The organism is Ruegeria sp. PrR005 (assembly GCF_010500245.1).
GTDB classification, from domain to species: Bacteria; Pseudomonadota; Alphaproteobacteria; order Rhodobacterales; family Rhodobacteraceae; genus Ruegeria_B; species Ruegeria_B marisflavi.
On record NZ_JAAGOX010000009.1, the window covers coordinates 26870 to 41962 of the forward strand.

The window sequence follows — 15093 nt, forward strand, 5'->3', positions numbered from 1 at the left end:
TGCTTCGGTGCGGGGGGGGCGATCGTGGGTTCCGCCCTCCCCGCATCGGGCTCTGTCCCGGTGGTGGTCGAAATCCGCGCCTTTGCCTTTGACCCAGCCGAGGTCACCATCCGGGCCGGGGAAACCGTGCGTTGGATCAACCACGACTTTGCCCCACATACCGCCACCGATGACGAGGGGAACTGGGACACCGAGGAATTGGAAAAGGGCGGGCAGGCCACGATCCGCTTCGACACCCCCGGCACCTATCCCTATTTCTGCGCCTATCACCCGCATATGAAAGGGGTGGTCATCGTGACCGCCTGACGCGCGGGGCCGCTATCCGGCCTCGCGCAACCGCGATGTCAACCGGTGCAGCCGGTCGCGCAGCTCGGCCAGTTCGGCAAGGTCCGCATCCGCCGCCGCCAGGATGCAGTTCGAGATCTCCGCCGCCTCACCCTCCAGCGCCCGGCCCTTGTCGGTAAGGGTCACGATCACGCTGCGCTCATCCTGCGGGTTGCGCGCGCGCCTGATCAGCCCCGCCGTCTCCATCCGTTTCAAGAGCGGCGTCAGCGTGTTCGATTCAAGCTGCAATTCCGCACCCAGATCGCTCACCTTGCGGCCATCCTGCTGCCACAGCGCCACCAGCACCAGGTATTGCGGATAGGTCAGATCGAACCGCGCCAGCAAAGGGCGGTACAGCCGCCCCATCGCGTGATTGGCGGAATAGAGCGAAAAGCACAGCAGTTCATCAAGAGTGAGGGCACGGTCCAGCATGCCCCCGATATAGATCGCACGCGATTATTTCGCAATGTCTTGCATTTCCCGGCTTGCGTCTCTATTTAAATCGTACACGATTTAATCGTACTCGATAAAATGGAGCCCAACATGACCGTTTCCCCCGTCTACACCGCACACGCCCGCGCCACCGGCGGCCGCAATGGCCAGGCCCAGGTCGCCGAATCCGGCCTCGACCTGGTGCTCGCCACCCCGCCCGCGATGGGCGGCACCGGCAAGGGCCATAACCCCGAACAGCTTTTCGCCGCCGGTTATGCCGCCTGCTATATCGGGGCGATGCAATTCGCCACGACCCAGGACAAGACGCTGGCCAAGGTGCCCGCCGATGTCTCGGTCGATGCCGAGGTCGGCATCGGCCCCCGCGCCGAGGGCGGCTTTGGCCTGACCGTGGCGCTCAAGGTCTCGATGCCCGGCGTCGACAAGGCCGAGGCGCAGCGCATCGCCGATGCGGGCCACGCCATCTGCCCCTATTCCAACGCCACCCGCGGCAACGTCGTGGTCACGACCGAAATCGTCTGAACGAAAAAAGGGCGCCGGTCATCCGGCGCCCTTTCCCCAATAAACAGGTCGCGATTTACGCCCGTACCAGCGCCTCATACTCCGCCGCGATATCGCGGGTCATCTGGCCCACTTCGAACGTGTAGGGCCCGATCTGGCCCACCGGGGTGACCTCTGCGGCGGTGCCGGTCAGCCAGCACTGTTCGAACCCTTCCATCTCTTCCGGCTTGATGCGACGCTCGTGTACGGTGATGCCCTTGTCCTTGAGCATCCCGATCACCGTCTGCCGGGTGATCCCGTTCAAAAAGCAGTCGGCCAGGGGCGTATGAACCTCGCCATCCTTGACAAAGAACACGTTGGCGCCGGTCGCCTCGGCCACATAGCCACGCCAGTCCATGAACAGCGCGTCCGAGCAGCCTTTGGCCTCGGCCTTGTGCTTGGAGATGGTGCAGATCATGTACAGACCCGCTGCCTTGGCATGCACCGGGATCGTCTCGGGGCTGGGCCGCTTCCATTCCGCGATGTCCAGCTTGGCGCCCTGCATCTTGGCATCACCGTAATAGGCGCCCCAGGGCCAGACCGCGATTGCCATCCGCACCGGGTTGCGGGCCGAAGCCACGCCCATATCCTCGCCCGACCCGCGCCAGACCAGCGCGCGCACATAGGCGTCCGTCAGCCCGCTGGCCTTCAGCGTCGCCTCCTTGGCCGCTTCGATCTGGTCCACCGTATAGGGCATCGGCATATCCAGCGCCTCGGCGCTCGCGATCAGGCGCTCGGAATGTTCGCGGCTCTTGAAGATCTTGCCGTTATAGGCCCGCTCGCCCTCGAACACCGAACTGGCGTAATGCATCGCATGAGTCAGGATATGCACCTTGGCATCCCGCCAGGGAACAAACTCGCCATCCATCCAGATCACGCCGTCGCGATCGTCATAAGCCGCCATGCCACATCCTCCAGCCCAGGCCTTTTTCGAAAATTGCGCAACTTAAGTCCGAACCGGACACAATGTTGCGCAAAAACTGCGACTCGATACTTGTTCCGTATTGGAATGTCAACAAGACTGACATAAGCTGCCCCGAACCAAGGAAGAGGCACATCATGTCCGACGCACGGCCGGCCCAAAGCTTTGGCGGCGAAAGCCTGCTGTTCCTGACCGACGAGCAGTTGCGTCAGGGGATCGAGGCGATGTTCTTCGCCTATCGTGGCTTTACCGCCGATCCTGACCGGATTCTGGCGGAAATGGCCTATGGCCGTGCCCATCACCGCGCGATCCACTTCATCAACCGGGCGCCGGGCACCACGGTGAACAACCTGCTGGCCATCCTCGGCGTCACCAAACAGTCGCTCAACCGCGTTTTGCGCACCCTGATCGCCGACGGGTTGGTCGAAAGCCGGGTCGGCACCCAGGACAAGCGCGAACGCCACCTCTTCCTGACCCCCGAAGGCGCCGCACTCGAATCCAAGCTCTCGGACGCCCAGCGCGTCCGCATGCGCAGCGCCTATAAAGAGGCCGGGCCCGAGGCCGTCGCCGGGTTCCGCCAGGTGCTCGAGGCGATGATGGACCGCGAGATGCGCCGCACCTATGCCAACCTGCGGGACAGCGCCACATGACCACACTCGATTCCCATCTGCTGATCGTCGACGACGACGAGCGTATCCGCGACCTGCTCAAGAAATTCCTGATGCGCAACGGCTTCCTCGTGACCGCCGCCCGGGATGCCGCCCATGCGCGCCGGGTGCTCTCGGGGCTCGATTTCGACCTGATCGTGATGGATGTGATGATGCCGGGCGAGGATGGCGTCAGCCTGACCCGGTCGCTGCGCGAAACCCTCACCACCCCGATCCTGCTGCTCACCGCGCGCGGCGAGACCGAACACCGCATCGCGGGGCTCGAGGCCGGGGCCGACGACTATCTCGCCAAACCCTTCGAGCCGCGCGAACTCTTGCTCCGGATCAACGCCATCCTGCGCCGCGTGCCGGACACGCCGGCACAGGACACCGCACCGAAATTCCTGCAACTGGGTCCCATCCGCTACGATATCGAGCGGGGCGAACTGTGGCAGGGCGACCAGCTGGTCCGCCTCACCGCCACCGAGAATCAGTTGATGAAGATCTTCTCGGCCCGCCCGGGCGAGGCCTTCTCGCGCAGCAAACTGGTCGAGGAGCTGGGCCGCGACCGGGGCCAGGCCCAAGAACGCGCGGTCGACGTGCAGATCACCCGCCTGCGCCGCAAGATCGAACCAAACCCGAAACAGCCGCGCTACCTGCAAACCGTGCGCGGCGCGGGCTACATGCTGGCGACCGACTAGAGCAGGCTTTTTCATCCGCTGCGGCGCCTTTCATGATAACCTGAACCCATTGGCAACAGCGGGGTTCCGTTCATGAACAGCACCGGCATTCTTTCATTCGCGTTTCTCGCACTGGCCTTGCCTGCCAGCGCCCAAACCCTCTGCCAGGGGTTCGGCCCGCAAGCCCCCCGCGACATCGCCAGCGCCATCGGCGCCAACCCCGTCACCTTTCCCCGCGCGCCCGAGGCAGCCGCGATGAACCTCTGCGACATCCACACGCATACCAATGCCGAACACAAGGGACCCGGCTTCTCGCTCCCCGGTGGCGAGGGCGAACATGGCGGCTGGAAATGCAACGGCACCGACAGCCTGTCCGCCGCCGAGCTGACCGCGCCCGAGGGGCACGAGACCTTTCACGGTGTAAAACCCGGCGACACGATCGAGGTGCATTGGGTCTATACCACCTGCGATGTCGATCCCGGCCCGACGCTGGGTTCCTGCTTCTCGGACGCCTGCACAAACCCCTCCCTGCGGGTCGAATCGCAGGTGTTCCTGATCGTCAACGACGACAATGCCGCCGACTTTGCCGCCTTCGCCTATGACGGCCATGTGGCGGGCGGGGTGCACCAGCCCAAATCGCTGCCCTCGGGCACCGGCCAGCCCGTGGTCTTCCTCGGCTCGACCACCGGATCCAGTTACACGCAAGAGGTCTGCTCGCCCATGCATGTAACCTGGAGCGTGCGCCCCGAATGCATGAAACTCTCCTACAACTCGGTCCAGAACTGGGGCGCCAAGGGCAACGTGTTCAACGAGGATCACAGCCACGGCGTGCGGCAATTGGTGACCGCCCCCGAACTTCTGGCGCCGATCAACTGAACCCGAGGGGACAGAGCGTTTGCAGAGCCGCCCGCGCGTTGCTAGCGTGCGCGCCATGACAACCGCCCTGATCACCCATGCCGACTGCCTGAACCATGTCACCCCCACCGGCCACCCCGAGCGGGTGGCCCGGCTCGAACATGTGCTTCACGCCCTCGAACCGCTCGACCTGCGCCGCGTCACCGCGCCGCTGGCCGCCGATGACGACCTGCTGCGCATCCATCCCGCGGGCTACATCGCCGATATCCGCGATGCACGGCCCGAGGAGGGGTTCACCCAGATCGACGGCGACACCTTCCTGTCGCCCGGCTCGGTCGATGCCGCGTTCCGTGCCGCAGGCGCGGTGGTGCGCGCCGTCGACATGGTGCTGGGCGGCGAGGTGCAGAACGCCTTTTGCGCCATCCGCCCGCCGGGCCACCACGCCGAACGCGAAACCGCGATGGGCTTTTGCCTGTTTGGCAATGCCGCGCTGGCCGCGAAACACGCGCTCGATCATCACGGATTGCGCCGTGTGGCGGTGGTGGATTTCGACGTGCACCATGGCAACGGCACCCAGGACCTTCTGTGGGACGAGGCGCGCGCGCTGCTGATCACCAGCCAGCAGATGCCGCTCTGGCCCGGCTCGGGCCGCCCGGACGAGGACGGAGCGCATGGCCAGATCGTCAACATCCCGCTGGCCCCCGGCACCGGCGGCGCCGAGATGCGCGCGGCCTACACGGCCCAGGCCTTCCCGCGCCTGCGCGCCTTCAAACCCGAGCTTATCATCATCTCGGCCGGGTTCGACGCCCATCAGGACGATCCATTGGCCAACCTGAACTGGTCCACCGCAGATTTCACCTGGCTCACCGCCGAGCTTTGCACCCTGGCGCAAGAGCTGTGCCAGGGCCGTATCGTCTCGACTCTCGAAGGCGGTTATGATCTGAACGCGCTCGCCGCCGCATCGCGCGCGCATGTACAGGAATTGATAAAGGCCGCGACATGACCGAGACCCCCGTCGACCAGATGAGCTTTGAACAGGCGATGAAAGAGCTGGAAACCGTGGTCGGCCAGCTTGAACGCGGCGATGTGGCGCTGGATCAATCCATCGCGCTCTATGAACGCGGCGCGGCGCTGAAAAAACGCTGCGAGGACGAGCTGAAGCGCGCCGAGGAAAAGGTTGCCGCCATCACGCTCGACTCCAATGGTCAGCCCACCGGGACTAAACCGGTCGAAGGTCTCTGACCATGTTCGGCGAAAGGCTGGCGCAGGACGCCGCGCTGATCCAGCGCAGTTTCGACACTGTGCTGGGCGCGCTGGAGCCGCTCGACATCACCCGCGCCATGGCCTGGACCACCGAGGGCGGCAAGCGCCTGCGCGGCTTTCTGGTGCTGGAAAGCGGCCGGCTGCATGATGTGGACGAGGCGCGCGCGATCTGGCCCGCCACCGCCATCGAGGCGCTGCATGCCTACAGCCTGGTGCATGACGACCTGCCCTGCATGGACGATGACGAGCTGCGCCGGGGCCGCCCCACTGCCCATGTGAAATGGGACGAGGGCACCGCCGTTCTGGCAGGTGACGCGCTGCATTCGCTGGCCTTCGAGCTGTGTACCCGGCCTGAGGTCGGACCCGCCGAGACCCGCGCCACCCTGGCCCTGACGCTGGCACAGGCGGCGGGCGCGCGCGGCATGGTGCTGGGCCAGGCGCTGGACATCGCCGCCGAAACCGCGCCCACACCGTTGACACTCGACCAGATCACCCGGTTGCAAGTGGGCAAGACCGGCGCGCTGATCGAATGGTCCGCCGCCGCCGGGGCCGTGCTGGCCGGGGCCGATCCGGCCGCCTTGCGCCAATATGCCCGCGCGCTGGGGCTTGCCTTTCAGATCGCCGACGACATCTTGGATGTCGAAGGCGATGCCGAAAAGGCGGGAAAACGGCTGCAAAAGGACGCCAGCGCGGGCAAGGCCACCTTTGTCTCGCTCCTGGGCCTCGACGCCGCCAAAACCCGCGCTCGCGACCTTGTCGATCAGGCCTGCGATGCGCTCGTCCCCTATGGCGCCCGCGCCGAAACCTTGAAGGAAGCCGCCCGCTTCGTTATTGCGCGCGAGAACTGAACCACGAAGGACGCCATGTCTGACCGCCCGCATACCCCGCTTCTCGACCAGGTGACCCGTCCGGCGGACCTGAAACGGTTCTCCGACGCGCAGCTCACCCAGCTCGCGGGCGAGCTTCGGGCCGAGACCGTCTCGGCCGTCTCGGTCACCGGCGGCCACCTGGGCGCGGGTCTGGGCGTGGTGGAACTGACCGTGGCGCTGCATGCGGTGTTCGACACGCCCCGCGACAAGGTGATCTGGGATGTCGGCCACCAGTGTTACCCGCACAAGATCCTGACCGAACGCCGCGACCGCATCCGCACCCTGCGGATGAAGGACGGGCTTTCGGGCTTCACCAAACGCTCCGAGTCGCCCTATGACCCGTTTGGCGCCGCCCATAGCTCCACCTCGATCAGTGCAGCCCTCGGCTTTGCCGTGGCGCGCGACCTGGGCGGGGTGACGCCCGAAGGTCTGGGCGACGCCATCGCCGTGATCGGCGACGGTTCCATGTCCGCCGGCATGGCGTTCGAGGCGATGAACAACGCGGGCCACCTGAAAAAGCGCCTGATCGTCATCCTCAACGACAACGAGATGTCGATCGCCCCGCCGGTCGGCGCGCTGTCGAACTACCTCTCGCGCCTCTATGCCGAGGCCCCGTTCCAGGAACTGAAAGCCGCCGCCAAGGGCGCGGTCTCGCTCCTGCCCGAACCCTTCCGCGAGGGCGCCAAGCGCGCCAAGGAAATGCTCAAGGGCATGGCCGTCGGCGGCACCTTGTTCGAGGAGCTCGGGTTTTCCTATATCGGCCCCATCGACGGGCACGACATGCACCAGCTCCTGCCGGTCCTGCGCACCATCAAGGCCCGCGCCACCGGCCCGATCCTGTTGCATGTGCTGACGAAAAAGGGCAAGGGCTATGCCCCCGCCGAACGCGCCCGTGACCGCGGCCACGCCACCGCGAAATTCGACGTGGTGACGGGCGAGCAGAAAAAGGCCCCCTCGAACGCGCCCTCCTATACTTCGGTCTTCGGCAAGGCGCTGGTCGATCAGGCCGCCCGCGACGACAAGATCGTCGCCGTCACCGCCGCCATGCCCGATGGCACCGGGCTGAACCTCTTTGCCGAACGCTACCCCTCGCGCTGTTTCGACGTGGGCATCGCCGAGCAGCATGGCGTGACCTTCTCCGCCGCCCTCGCGGCGGGTGGGCTGAAACCCTTCTGCGCGATGTACTCGACCTTCCTGCAACGCGGCTACGATCAGGTCGTACATGATGTGGCAATCCAGCGCCTGCCGGTGCGCTTCGCCATCGACCGCGCCGGGCTGGTCGGCGCCGACGGCGCCACCCATGCGGGCAGTTTCGACATCGCCTATCTGGCCAACCTGCCCGGCATGGTGGTCATGGCCGCCGCCGACGAGGCCGAACTGGTCCACATGGTCGCCACCGCCGCCGCCCATGACGACGGCCCGATCGCCTTCCGCTATCCGCGCGGCGAGGGCGTGGGCGTCGAGATGCCCGAACAGGGCAAGGTGCTGGAGATCGGCAAGGGCCGGATGATCCGGAAAGGCGCCCGCGTCGCGCTCCTCTCCTTCGGCACAAGGCTGGCCGAGGTGCAAAAGGCCGCCGAGGCGCTGGCGGCCAAGGGGATCACCCCCACCATCGCAGACGCCCGCTTCGCCAAACCGCTCGACCGCGACCTGATCCTGCACCTGGCCGCCGATCACGAAGCGCTGATCACCATCGAAGAAGGCGCCGTCGGCGGCTTCGGCAGCCATGTCGCGCAACTGCTCTCGGACGAGGGCGTTTTCGACCACGGGCTCAAGTTCCGCTCGATGGTCCTGCCCGACACGTTCATCGACCAATCCAGCCCCGAGGACATGTACGCCATCGCAGGCATGAACGCCCCCCAGATCGAGGCCAAGGTGCTCGAAGTGCTGGGCGTGGCGAAGATCGGAGAGAAACGGGCCTAGGTTTAAAATGCCCCGATCACCGATCAGTCAGACAGGCGGCTCTGTCCGCAACCAGGGAGCGTCGCCAGCCGGACCCGGCCTTACTCGAATGCGACCATAATCGGAAGCCCGCCAAGAACATCGCCCAGCTGTGTCGCCCGCTGTTTCCGGTCAAAGCGGCTGTTGTCGTTCAACCCGTGACCGATCAATTGCACGACTTCCGGAGATCCCGCAAACTTCGAATGGCTCCCCGAGCTTGAATCGCTGATCTTTGAAAGATCGATGGCAATCACCCCAAGCTTGGCCAATTCATCGATATTCGATGCGCCCACCCGTGGCACGCCACCGGCAATCCTGCGCGAAATGCTCAAGGCGCTGTCATCCTCGGACAACAGAACAAAGAAACGGTCGAATTTCGTGTTGATCTGTTCCAACTGGGATCGAAACAGGTCCATGTCGATATCAGGCGATGCCAATATGATGGTCTGAAGCCGGCCGGTTGAATTGAACCTGCCCGTTTGCACAGCGTCCTTCATCCCTTCCATGGTCAGGAATGCCCCCATGGAATGCGCCAGGATATCGTATCCTTCGGCATTGGTACGGGCCATGATTGCGCCGATCTCCGGAAATCGTGGTCGCGCGATCAGCGCACTGTTCAAATCGTACACATAGCGGGTCAGGCGTGCGGCCGACGCCCAGTCGAAAAGAACCGGGACTCCTTGGAAATCACTATCCTCGACAAATTGAGCCAACCGCAAAACAGCGTCGCTGGTGGTGTTGTTGTATCCGTGCACGAAAAACAGAATATCCCGTTGCCCTTTCGGGATTTTTGCGAGTTCCCGATTGATCGATGCGATAAATGCGTCGTCCGACGCGTAGATGGTCGGCTCGACGACCGCAAATTCGGTTCTGGGATCCGGCGGCAGTCTCTTCGCCCGCTCCAATTCGCCGACAACATGCGTCGGCGGGATTGAAACCTGTACCGAGGCAAGGCCAAGTTCTGGCGCGCGCTGATCGGAAAACAGCGCACCCACGGTTTCGGTCTGCTGCCGCGTAGTCATCAGAAAGATCTTTTGCTTGGTCGCCGTTTGCACCGTTGCGACCGGGACCTTGGGATTGTCGACACCGATAAGTTCCGGCGGCGGTGAACAGGACACCAAGACCAATGCGGCCATCATCCCCAACAGCCAGCGCAATCCCGAAACGGCGCGTGTCGCTTGGCACATCAGGTTCTTGCGGACTTGGATTGCAAAGATCATGTCGTCCATCTCTTCCTTCACCGAAAGGCGAGAGGCAAACTGACCCGCATCTTTCGCACCCGACCAGGCATCACATCTGCGCAAAGCCTAACGATCCGCCAAGGGTCCGTAAACTTATTCGCCAAATGTCGCTTTTACGGCCAGAGTCTCTCCCCCCACTTGAACTGGGAATATGAAACCTTGATGCATACCCGCCTGTCAAACAACGATGGGGCCGAAATCCCGTTGCGGCGTATCCCTGTTCCAAACCCGCTGAAAAACATCGCATTCGGATGCAGCGCCGCTGGCAGCCAGTCCACGAATCGGCCGCCTTACCCCATCAGCAGCCGGTCACGCAGGGACGAGATATCGCCCGCCGCCAGTCCGATATCCTTCAGATATCCTTCGATTGAACCATGCCGCCGGTCGATATGATCCAGCATCGCCGCCATGGTTGGCGGTGCGCAGGCCAGGAACCGGGCATGCGCTTCGGCATCGCCGCCGCTCTGGCGCGTCCGCTCCAGCAGCTCCTCGACCAGCGCCGCGATGAACTCCCCGGTCAGCGCGTAATCGGCCAGGATGGTCTCCCGCTCCACTCCCGCCGTGCCCAACAGCAGCGCCGCGATGATCCCGGTCCGGTCCTTGCCGGCGGTACAGTGAAACAACACCGCCCCTTTCGGCGCCACAGCAATCCGTGCCAGCACCGCGCGCACCGCCTCGCCCCGCTCGATCAGCGCCGTCAGATAGAACGGCACCAGCGGATCGTCGTGATCGCCCGCGCGGATGCGCTGCATCGTGGGCGCCAGATCGTCATAGACCGGCTGGTGATGGAACAGCACGTCGGGATGCCCAAGGTAGGGGTTCGGCTCGTCGGCCAGTTCCGCCGCCGACCTCAGGTCGATGACCGAGGTCAGCCCCTCACTCCCCAGCGCATCCAGCCCCTCTGCCGTGATCCGGTGCAGCCCGTCGCCGCGCAGCACCCGCCGCCAACGCGTCAGCTTGCCGTCCGCCGTCGGATACCCGCCCAGATCGCGCAGGTTCTGCACGCCGGGCAGGATCAGATGCCGCTTGGGGTGCTTGATCATCGTCATCGGAACGCGCGCAAACGCGCCTCTTCCAGCACCGCCAGTTCGCGGCGCTCAGGCGACAGCGGCGCAAAGGCCACCGACAACCCGTGCGGCCGCAAGATGCACAGGCCCATGCTGGTGCCCTCGACAATCCGCATGTCGCGCTGCTCCAGGATATCGACCGTCGAATTCAGCCCCATGCAGGTGACCACCGGCACTCCCCGCCAGTGATGCACCTGGTCCAGATGCACATGCCCCGACAGCACCCCGACCACGCCCCGCCCCTCCAGCGTCTCGCCAAACACGCGCGAGCTTTCGGGGTCGAGACTGGCCCAGGGCAGCGTGCGCGCGTCCATATGCGGCGGGTGATGCGCGACAACCAGCTTGGGCAGGTCCGGTGCCCGGTCCAGCGCAGCGTCGAGAAAGGCGATCTGTTCGGCGTCGATCCGCCCGGCTACCCGCCCCGGAACCAGCGTATCCAGTGTGATCACATGCAGACCCGACACGACCCGGTCGTGAAAATAGGGCCCATCGCCGGTGCCGGTCCCGAACACCTGCGCAAACGCCGACCGCTTGTCGTGATTGCCCAGCGCCAGAACCAGCGGTGGCACCAGATCGGCCAGGATCTCCCTGAGCAACTCATAGGACGGCACCGCGCCCGTATTGGTCAGATCGCCACTGGCCACCACCAGATCGGGCGCCGGGTCCATCGCGTTGATCAGGCCGACCACATGCCTGAGCATGCCCACCGTATCCGTCCGCAACGATGGGTCGCCCACATCGGGGTGAGAGACATGGAGATCCGTCAGATGAACGATACGTGTCATAATAGTCCGCCAGCCTGCAAAAGCGATTTCGTGTACGCGGTCCCGGGGTTGCGCATGATCTGCGCCACTGCACCCTGCTCCACCGTCTTGCCGTGTTCCATCACAAGAACGTGGTCACAGATGCTGCTCACGACCGCCAGATCGTGACTGATGAAAAGAATGGCAAGCCCCAGCTCATCCTGCAAGTCCATGAGCAGGTTAAGGATCTGCGCCTGCACCGACATGTCCAGCGCCGACACCGCCTCGTCCGCCACCAACAGCGCGGGCCGGGTGACGATGGCGCGCGCGATGGCGACACGCTGGCGCTGCCCGCCCGAGAATTCATGCGGGTATTTCCCCGCATCCGCCGGGCGCAGGCCGACATGGTCCAGCGCCTCGGCCACCTTGCCGCGCTCCTCCGCCCCGGTGGCGCGCAGCGGCTCGGCGATGGACCAGCCCACCGTGCGGCGCGGGTCCAGACTGCCATATGGGTCCTGGAACACCATCTGAAACCGGGGCCGCAACCGGCGCAGCGCGGCTGGCGGCAAGGCCGCCAGATCCTGCCCGTCAAACAGGATACGGCCCGCGTCCGGGCGCTCGAACCCCATCACCATGCGCGCCAGCGTCGACTTGCCCGACCCGGATTCCCCCACCACGCCCAGCGTCCGCCCCGCCTCCAGCGTGAAACTGGCGGCATCGACCGCCGTCAGCACCGGTGGCGGCGACCAGAGCGCCTGCCGGGGCAGGCGATAGCGCCGCGTCACCGCCTCGACCGACAGCAGCGTCATGCGCCCTCCTCCGCCCGGTGACAGATCATGGTGCCCCGCAGCGGCGGCCGTTCGCCCCGACACACGTCCAGCTCGACCGGGCAGCGGCCAGAAAACCGGCAACCGGGCGCCAGCTCGGCCAGGGGCGGCACGCTGCCGGGGATGGTCGGCAAACGTCCGCGCCGCCCAGCCGTCGCGCGCATGTTGCCGGGGCTCGGCCGCGCCGACAGCAGCCCTTGCGTATAGGGGTGCCGGGGGCGCACCAGCACCTCGCCCGTCGCCCCCCGCTCGACGATATCGCCGCCATACATGACCATCACCCGCTCCGTCGCCCGCGCAACGGCGGCTAGGTCATGCGAGATGAACACCAGCCCCATGGTGCGCCGCTCGGCCAGCCCGACCAGCAGCTGCGTCACCCGCAGTGCCACGTTGGCATCCAGCGCCGTGGTCGGCTCGTCGGCGATCAGAACCCCCGGATCACAGGCCAGCGCCAGCGCGATCAGCACCCGCTGCCGCTGCCCGCCCGAGATCTCGTGCGGGAACTGGCGCAGCCGCGCCTCGGGATCGGGAATGCCCACTTCCCGGAACAGCTCCAGCGCCCGGGCGCGGGCCGCGTCGCGGCCCAGTCCCAGATGCACCATCATCGGCTCCATCACCGTCTCGCCCACCCGCTTGATCGGGTTCAGCGCCGCCATCGGTTCCTGAAAGATCATCGCGACCCGCCGGGCGCGCAGCCGCTGCCAGGTCGCCTCGCCCGCGCCCACCATCTGGGTCCCGTCAACTGTCAGGCTGCCGCTCACGCGGCCCGCATCCGGCACCATCCCCATCAGCGCCAGCCCCAGCATGGTCTTGCCGCAGCCCGATTCGCCCACGATGCCGATGCGGTCGCCCGGCGCGATGACAAACGACGCCTCGCGCACCGCCTGCCCGGCCCCCAGCTCCACCGTCAGCCCCGCCGCCTCGATCATCGCTGCCGTACCAGTCTGGGGTCGGTAATGTCGCGCAGCCCGTCCCCCAACAGGCTGAACCCCAGCACCGCCGTGACGATGCACAACCCCGGATAGATCGCCAGTTGCGGCGCCAGATACATCAGCGTCTGCGCCTCGGACAGCATCCGCCCCCAGGACGGCGCCGGGGGCTGCGCCCCCAGTCCCAGGTAACTCAGCGCCGCCTCGGCCAGGATCGCGATGGCGAACTCGATGGTCGCCTGCACGATGATCGGCGCCGCGATATTGGGCAGCACATGATCGCGCGAGATCGTCACCCGCCCCATGCCCGCCGCCCGCGCGGCATAGACATATTCGCGGGTCCAGATCTGGTTGGCCGAGGCCCGCGTCACCCGCGCGAATACCGGGATGTTGATAAATGCGATGGCGATGATCGCCACCATCAGCGACGGACCGAACACCGCCGCCAGCATGATCGCGAACAACAGTGCCGGAAAGGCGAAACCGATATCTGCAATGCGCATGATCACATCCTCGACCACGCCCCCCATGGCCGAGGCAAGAAGCCCCAGCGCAACCCCGATCACCCCGCCCAGACAGACCGAGATCAGCGCCACGGCGACCGAATTGCGCGCCGCCACCATCAGCTGCGAGAACACATCCCGCCCCAGCTGATCGGTGCCCAGCCAGTGCAGCTCGGACGGGGGCGCGAACTTGCCCCGGATGTTCAGCAGCGTATGGTCATGCGGCGTCCACACCAGCGACAGCGCGGCGGTTCCCGCCACCAGCGCCACCAGCACCGCGCCGATGATCAGGTTTGGTGGCAGTCTCGTCATGACCGCGCCTTCAGCCTCGGGTCAATCGCCAGGTACAGCAGATCGACAATGAAATTCGCGGTCACCACGATGGCGGCAAACAGCATGACCAGCGCCTGCACCGTCGGCAGATCGCGATTTGCGATGGACTGAAAGATCAGCCGCCCCAGACCGGGCAGATAGAACACGTTCTCGATCACGATGGTCCCGGTCACCAGTGCCGCGAATTGCAGGCCCACGATGGTCACGATGGGGATCAACGCATTGGGGAGCACATGCCGCCACAGCACCCTCCGCCGCGAAAACCCCATCGCCCGCGCGGTGCGGATATAGTCGAGCCGCATTACCTCCAGCGCCGAGGACCGCGTCACCCGCGCCAGCACCGCCGACTGCACCAGCGCCAGCGCCACCGTCGGCAATATCAGCGACCTCACCGCCGCCGCCGGTTCCGACCAGCCCGGAAACCCGCCGGGCGGCAGCCAGCGCAGCTTGACCGCGAACAGCAGCACCAACAGGATCGACAGCCAGAACGCCGGTACCGCGATACCGAGCTGGCTCAGGAACATGATACCCCAGTCCCCCGCCTTGCCATGGTTGGCGGCGGCGGCAACGCCCAGCGCAACCGCCAGGATCACGGTCACCACCATGCCCGAGATCGCCAGCGACACCGTCAGCGGCAGCCGCTCGGCGATCAGCTCGGACACCGGCACGCGGAACGACTGGCTGATCCCGAAATCACCCTGCACCGCCCCCGCGATCCAGGCAAGATAGCGGCTCAGCACCGGCTCGTTCAGCCCCAGCTCCTCGCGCAGCGCGGCCAATGCGTCCTCGGTCGCATCCAGCCCCAGGATCGACAGCGCCGGATCACCCGGCAGGATGTTCATCACCGCGAAAACCACCACTGACACGGCCAGCAGGGTCAAAACGAAACTGATCGTGCGGCGGAAAAGGAAGTACCCCATCAGTCGGCAGCAGCGCGCCGGCCCACCCGGCGCGCCGCC

At 65.6% G+C, this 15093-nt stretch carries 18 protein-coding genes; 9 read left to right on the top strand and 9 right to left on the bottom strand.

Going from position 1 to position 15093, the window contains the following annotated elements; all coding sequences use genetic code 11:
• Window positions 1-24 precede the first annotated feature (24 nt).
• On the top strand, window positions 25-306 hold the full coding sequence (locus G0P99_RS05740; protein WP_370462717.1) for a cupredoxin family copper-binding protein: 282 nt from the start codon (window positions 25-27) through the stop codon (window positions 304-306).
• Window positions 307-318: 12 nt separating this feature from the next.
• Here G0P99_RS05740 and G0P99_RS05745 read toward each other — a convergent pair whose 3' ends face one another.
• A complete protein-coding gene (locus G0P99_RS05745) occupies window positions 319-756 on the bottom strand; it encodes a MarR family winged helix-turn-helix transcriptional regulator (RefSeq protein ID WP_164128438.1) in 438 nt (145 codons plus the stop codon).
• A 111-nt stretch (window positions 757-867) separates the two neighbouring features.
• On the opposite strand from G0P99_RS05745, the gene G0P99_RS05750 reads away from it, so the two are divergent.
• On the top strand, window positions 868-1296 hold the full coding sequence (locus tag G0P99_RS05750) for an organic hydroperoxide resistance protein (RefSeq protein ID WP_164128439.1): 429 nt from the start codon (window positions 868-870) through the stop codon (window positions 1294-1296).
• 55 nt (window positions 1297-1351) lie between these two features.
• Here the strand turns inward: G0P99_RS05750 and G0P99_RS05755 are convergent, their stop codons facing one another.
• Window positions 1352-2218, bottom strand: coding sequence for a branched-chain amino acid aminotransferase (locus G0P99_RS05755; RefSeq protein ID WP_164128440.1), 867 nt, complete (start codon window positions 2216-2218; stop codon window positions 1352-1354).
• 155 nt (window positions 2219-2373) lie between these two features.
• Between G0P99_RS05755 and G0P99_RS05760 the strand changes: the two genes are divergently transcribed.
• From G0P99_RS05760 to dxs, 7 genes are all read left to right on the top strand, one after another.
• Window positions 2374-2886 (top strand): MarR family winged helix-turn-helix transcriptional regulator, encoded by a 513-nt coding sequence (locus G0P99_RS05760; protein ID WP_164128441.1) that lies wholly within the window; start codon window positions 2374-2376, stop codon window positions 2884-2886.
• Window positions 2883-3584 (top strand): response regulator, encoded by a 702-nt coding sequence (locus tag G0P99_RS05765; RefSeq protein ID WP_164128442.1) that lies wholly within the window; start codon window positions 2883-2885, stop codon window positions 3582-3584. Before G0P99_RS05760 ends, G0P99_RS05765 begins: the two co-directional genes overlap by 4 nt.
• A gap of 72 nt (window positions 3585-3656) precedes the next feature.
• A complete protein-coding gene (locus tag G0P99_RS05770) occupies window positions 3657-4439 on the top strand; it encodes a delta-class carbonic anhydrase (RefSeq protein WP_164128443.1) in 783 nt (260 codons plus the stop codon).
• A gap of 55 nt (window positions 4440-4494) precedes the next feature.
• Window positions 4495-5421 (top strand): histone deacetylase family protein, encoded by a 927-nt coding sequence (locus G0P99_RS05775; protein ID WP_164128444.1) that lies wholly within the window; start codon window positions 4495-4497, stop codon window positions 5419-5421.
• Window positions 5418-5660 carry an exodeoxyribonuclease VII small subunit gene (locus G0P99_RS05780; protein ID WP_044027791.1) on the top strand — a complete coding sequence of 81 codons (243 nt, stop codon included), beginning with the start codon at window positions 5418-5420 and terminating at the stop codon, window positions 5658-5660. Before G0P99_RS05775 ends, G0P99_RS05780 begins: the two co-directional genes overlap by 4 nt.
• A gap of 2 nt (window positions 5661-5662) precedes the next feature.
• The gene (locus G0P99_RS05785; protein WP_164128445.1) at window positions 5663-6529 is read left to right on the top strand and encodes a polyprenyl synthetase family protein; all 867 of its coding nucleotides are present in this window, start codon (window positions 5663-5665) and stop codon (window positions 6527-6529) included.
• Between the two features lie 15 nt (window positions 6530-6544).
• The gene (dxs, locus tag G0P99_RS05790; RefSeq protein WP_164128446.1) at window positions 6545-8473 is read left to right on the top strand and encodes a 1-deoxy-D-xylulose-5-phosphate synthase; all 1929 of its coding nucleotides are present in this window, start codon (window positions 6545-6547) and stop codon (window positions 8471-8473) included.
• An 80-nt stretch (window positions 8474-8553) separates the two neighbouring features.
• On the opposite strand, the gene G0P99_RS05795 is transcribed toward dxs, so the two are convergent.
• The 7 genes from G0P99_RS05795 to G0P99_RS05825 all read right to left on the bottom strand — a co-directional run bounded on the left by G0P99_RS05795 (window position 8554) and on the right by G0P99_RS05825 (window position 15054).
• Window positions 8554-9720 (bottom strand): alpha/beta hydrolase, encoded by a 1167-nt coding sequence (locus G0P99_RS05795; RefSeq protein ID WP_239059700.1) that lies wholly within the window; start codon window positions 9718-9720, stop codon window positions 8554-8556.
• Window positions 9721-10022: 302 nt separating this feature from the next.
• Entirely contained in the window at window positions 10023-10781 is a 759-nt protein-coding gene (locus G0P99_RS05800) for a tyrosine-protein phosphatase (RefSeq protein WP_203582986.1), read from the bottom strand.
• Window positions 10778-11584 (bottom strand): metallophosphoesterase, encoded by an 807-nt coding sequence (locus G0P99_RS05805; protein WP_164128447.1) that lies wholly within the window; start codon window positions 11582-11584, stop codon window positions 10778-10780. The genes G0P99_RS05800 and G0P99_RS05805 overlap by 4 nt, the downstream gene beginning before the upstream one ends.
• Window positions 11581-12351 carry an ATP-binding cassette domain-containing protein gene (locus tag G0P99_RS05810; RefSeq protein ID WP_164128448.1) on the bottom strand — a complete coding sequence of 257 codons (771 nt, stop codon included), beginning with the start codon at window positions 12349-12351 and terminating at the stop codon, window positions 11581-11583. The genes G0P99_RS05805 and G0P99_RS05810 overlap by 4 nt, the downstream gene beginning before the upstream one ends.
• Window positions 12348-13298: an ABC transporter ATP-binding protein gene (locus tag G0P99_RS05815; RefSeq protein ID WP_164128449.1), complete on the bottom strand. Its 951-nt coding sequence runs from the start codon at window positions 13296-13298 to the stop codon at window positions 12348-12350. The genes G0P99_RS05810 and G0P99_RS05815 overlap by 4 nt, the downstream gene beginning before the upstream one ends.
• Complete coding sequence (locus G0P99_RS05820) at window positions 13295-14113, bottom strand: ABC transporter permease (RefSeq protein ID WP_164128450.1); 819 nt, start codon at window positions 14111-14113, stop codon at window positions 13295-13297. The genes G0P99_RS05815 and G0P99_RS05820 overlap by 4 nt, the downstream gene beginning before the upstream one ends.
• Complete coding sequence (locus G0P99_RS05825; RefSeq protein ID WP_164128451.1) at window positions 14110-15054, bottom strand: ABC transporter permease; 945 nt, start codon at window positions 15052-15054, stop codon at window positions 14110-14112. The genes G0P99_RS05820 and G0P99_RS05825 overlap by 4 nt, the downstream gene beginning before the upstream one ends.
• Window positions 15055-15093 lie beyond the last annotated feature (39 nt).

Coding starts and splice junctions, on each gene's coding strand:
- G0P99_RS05745 (WP_164128438.1), bottom strand. CDS start 756: ATGCTGGACCGTGCCCTCACTCTTGATGAACTGCTGTGCTTTTCGCTC.
- G0P99_RS05750 (WP_164128439.1), top strand. CDS start 868: ATGACCGTTTCCCCCGTCTACACCGCACACGCCCGCGCCACCGGCGGC.
- G0P99_RS05755 (WP_164128440.1), bottom strand. CDS start 2,218: ATGGCGGCTTATGACGATCGCGACGGCGTGATCTGGATGGATGGCGAG.
- G0P99_RS05760 (WP_164128441.1), top strand. CDS start 2,374: ATGTCCGACGCACGGCCGGCCCAAAGCTTTGGCGGCGAAAGCCTGCTG.
- G0P99_RS05765 (WP_164128442.1), top strand. CDS start 2,883: ATGACCACACTCGATTCCCATCTGCTGATCGTCGACGACGACGAGCGT.
- G0P99_RS05770 (WP_164128443.1), top strand. CDS start 3,657: ATGAACAGCACCGGCATTCTTTCATTCGCGTTTCTCGCACTGGCCTTG.
- G0P99_RS05775 (WP_164128444.1), top strand. CDS start 4,495: ATGACAACCGCCCTGATCACCCATGCCGACTGCCTGAACCATGTCACC.
- G0P99_RS05780 (WP_044027791.1), top strand. CDS start 5,418: ATGACCGAGACCCCCGTCGACCAGATGAGCTTTGAACAGGCGATGAAA.
- G0P99_RS05785 (WP_164128445.1), top strand. CDS start 5,663: ATGTTCGGCGAAAGGCTGGCGCAGGACGCCGCGCTGATCCAGCGCAGT.
- dxs (WP_164128446.1), top strand. CDS start 6,545: ATGTCTGACCGCCCGCATACCCCGCTTCTCGACCAGGTGACCCGTCCG.
- G0P99_RS05795 (WP_239059700.1), bottom strand. CDS start 9,720: ATGGACGACATGATCTTTGCAATCCAAGTCCGCAAGAACCTGATGTGC.
- G0P99_RS05800 (WP_203582986.1), bottom strand. CDS start 10,781: ATGACGATGATCAAGCACCCCAAGCGGCATCTGATCCTGCCCGGCGTG.
- G0P99_RS05805 (WP_164128447.1), bottom strand. CDS start 11,584: ATGACACGTATCGTTCATCTGACGGATCTCCATGTCTCTCACCCCGAT.
- G0P99_RS05810 (WP_164128448.1), bottom strand. CDS start 12,351: ATGACGCTGCTGTCGGTCGAGGCGGTGACGCGGCGCTATCGCCTGCCC.
- G0P99_RS05815 (WP_164128449.1), bottom strand. CDS start 13,298: ATGATCGAGGCGGCGGGGCTGACGGTGGAGCTGGGGGCCGGGCAGGCG.
- G0P99_RS05820 (WP_164128450.1), bottom strand. CDS start 14,113: ATGACGAGACTGCCACCAAACCTGATCATCGGCGCGGTGCTGGTGGCG.
- G0P99_RS05825 (WP_164128451.1), bottom strand. CDS start 15,054: ATGGGGTACTTCCTTTTCCGCCGCACGATCAGTTTCGTTTTGACCCTG.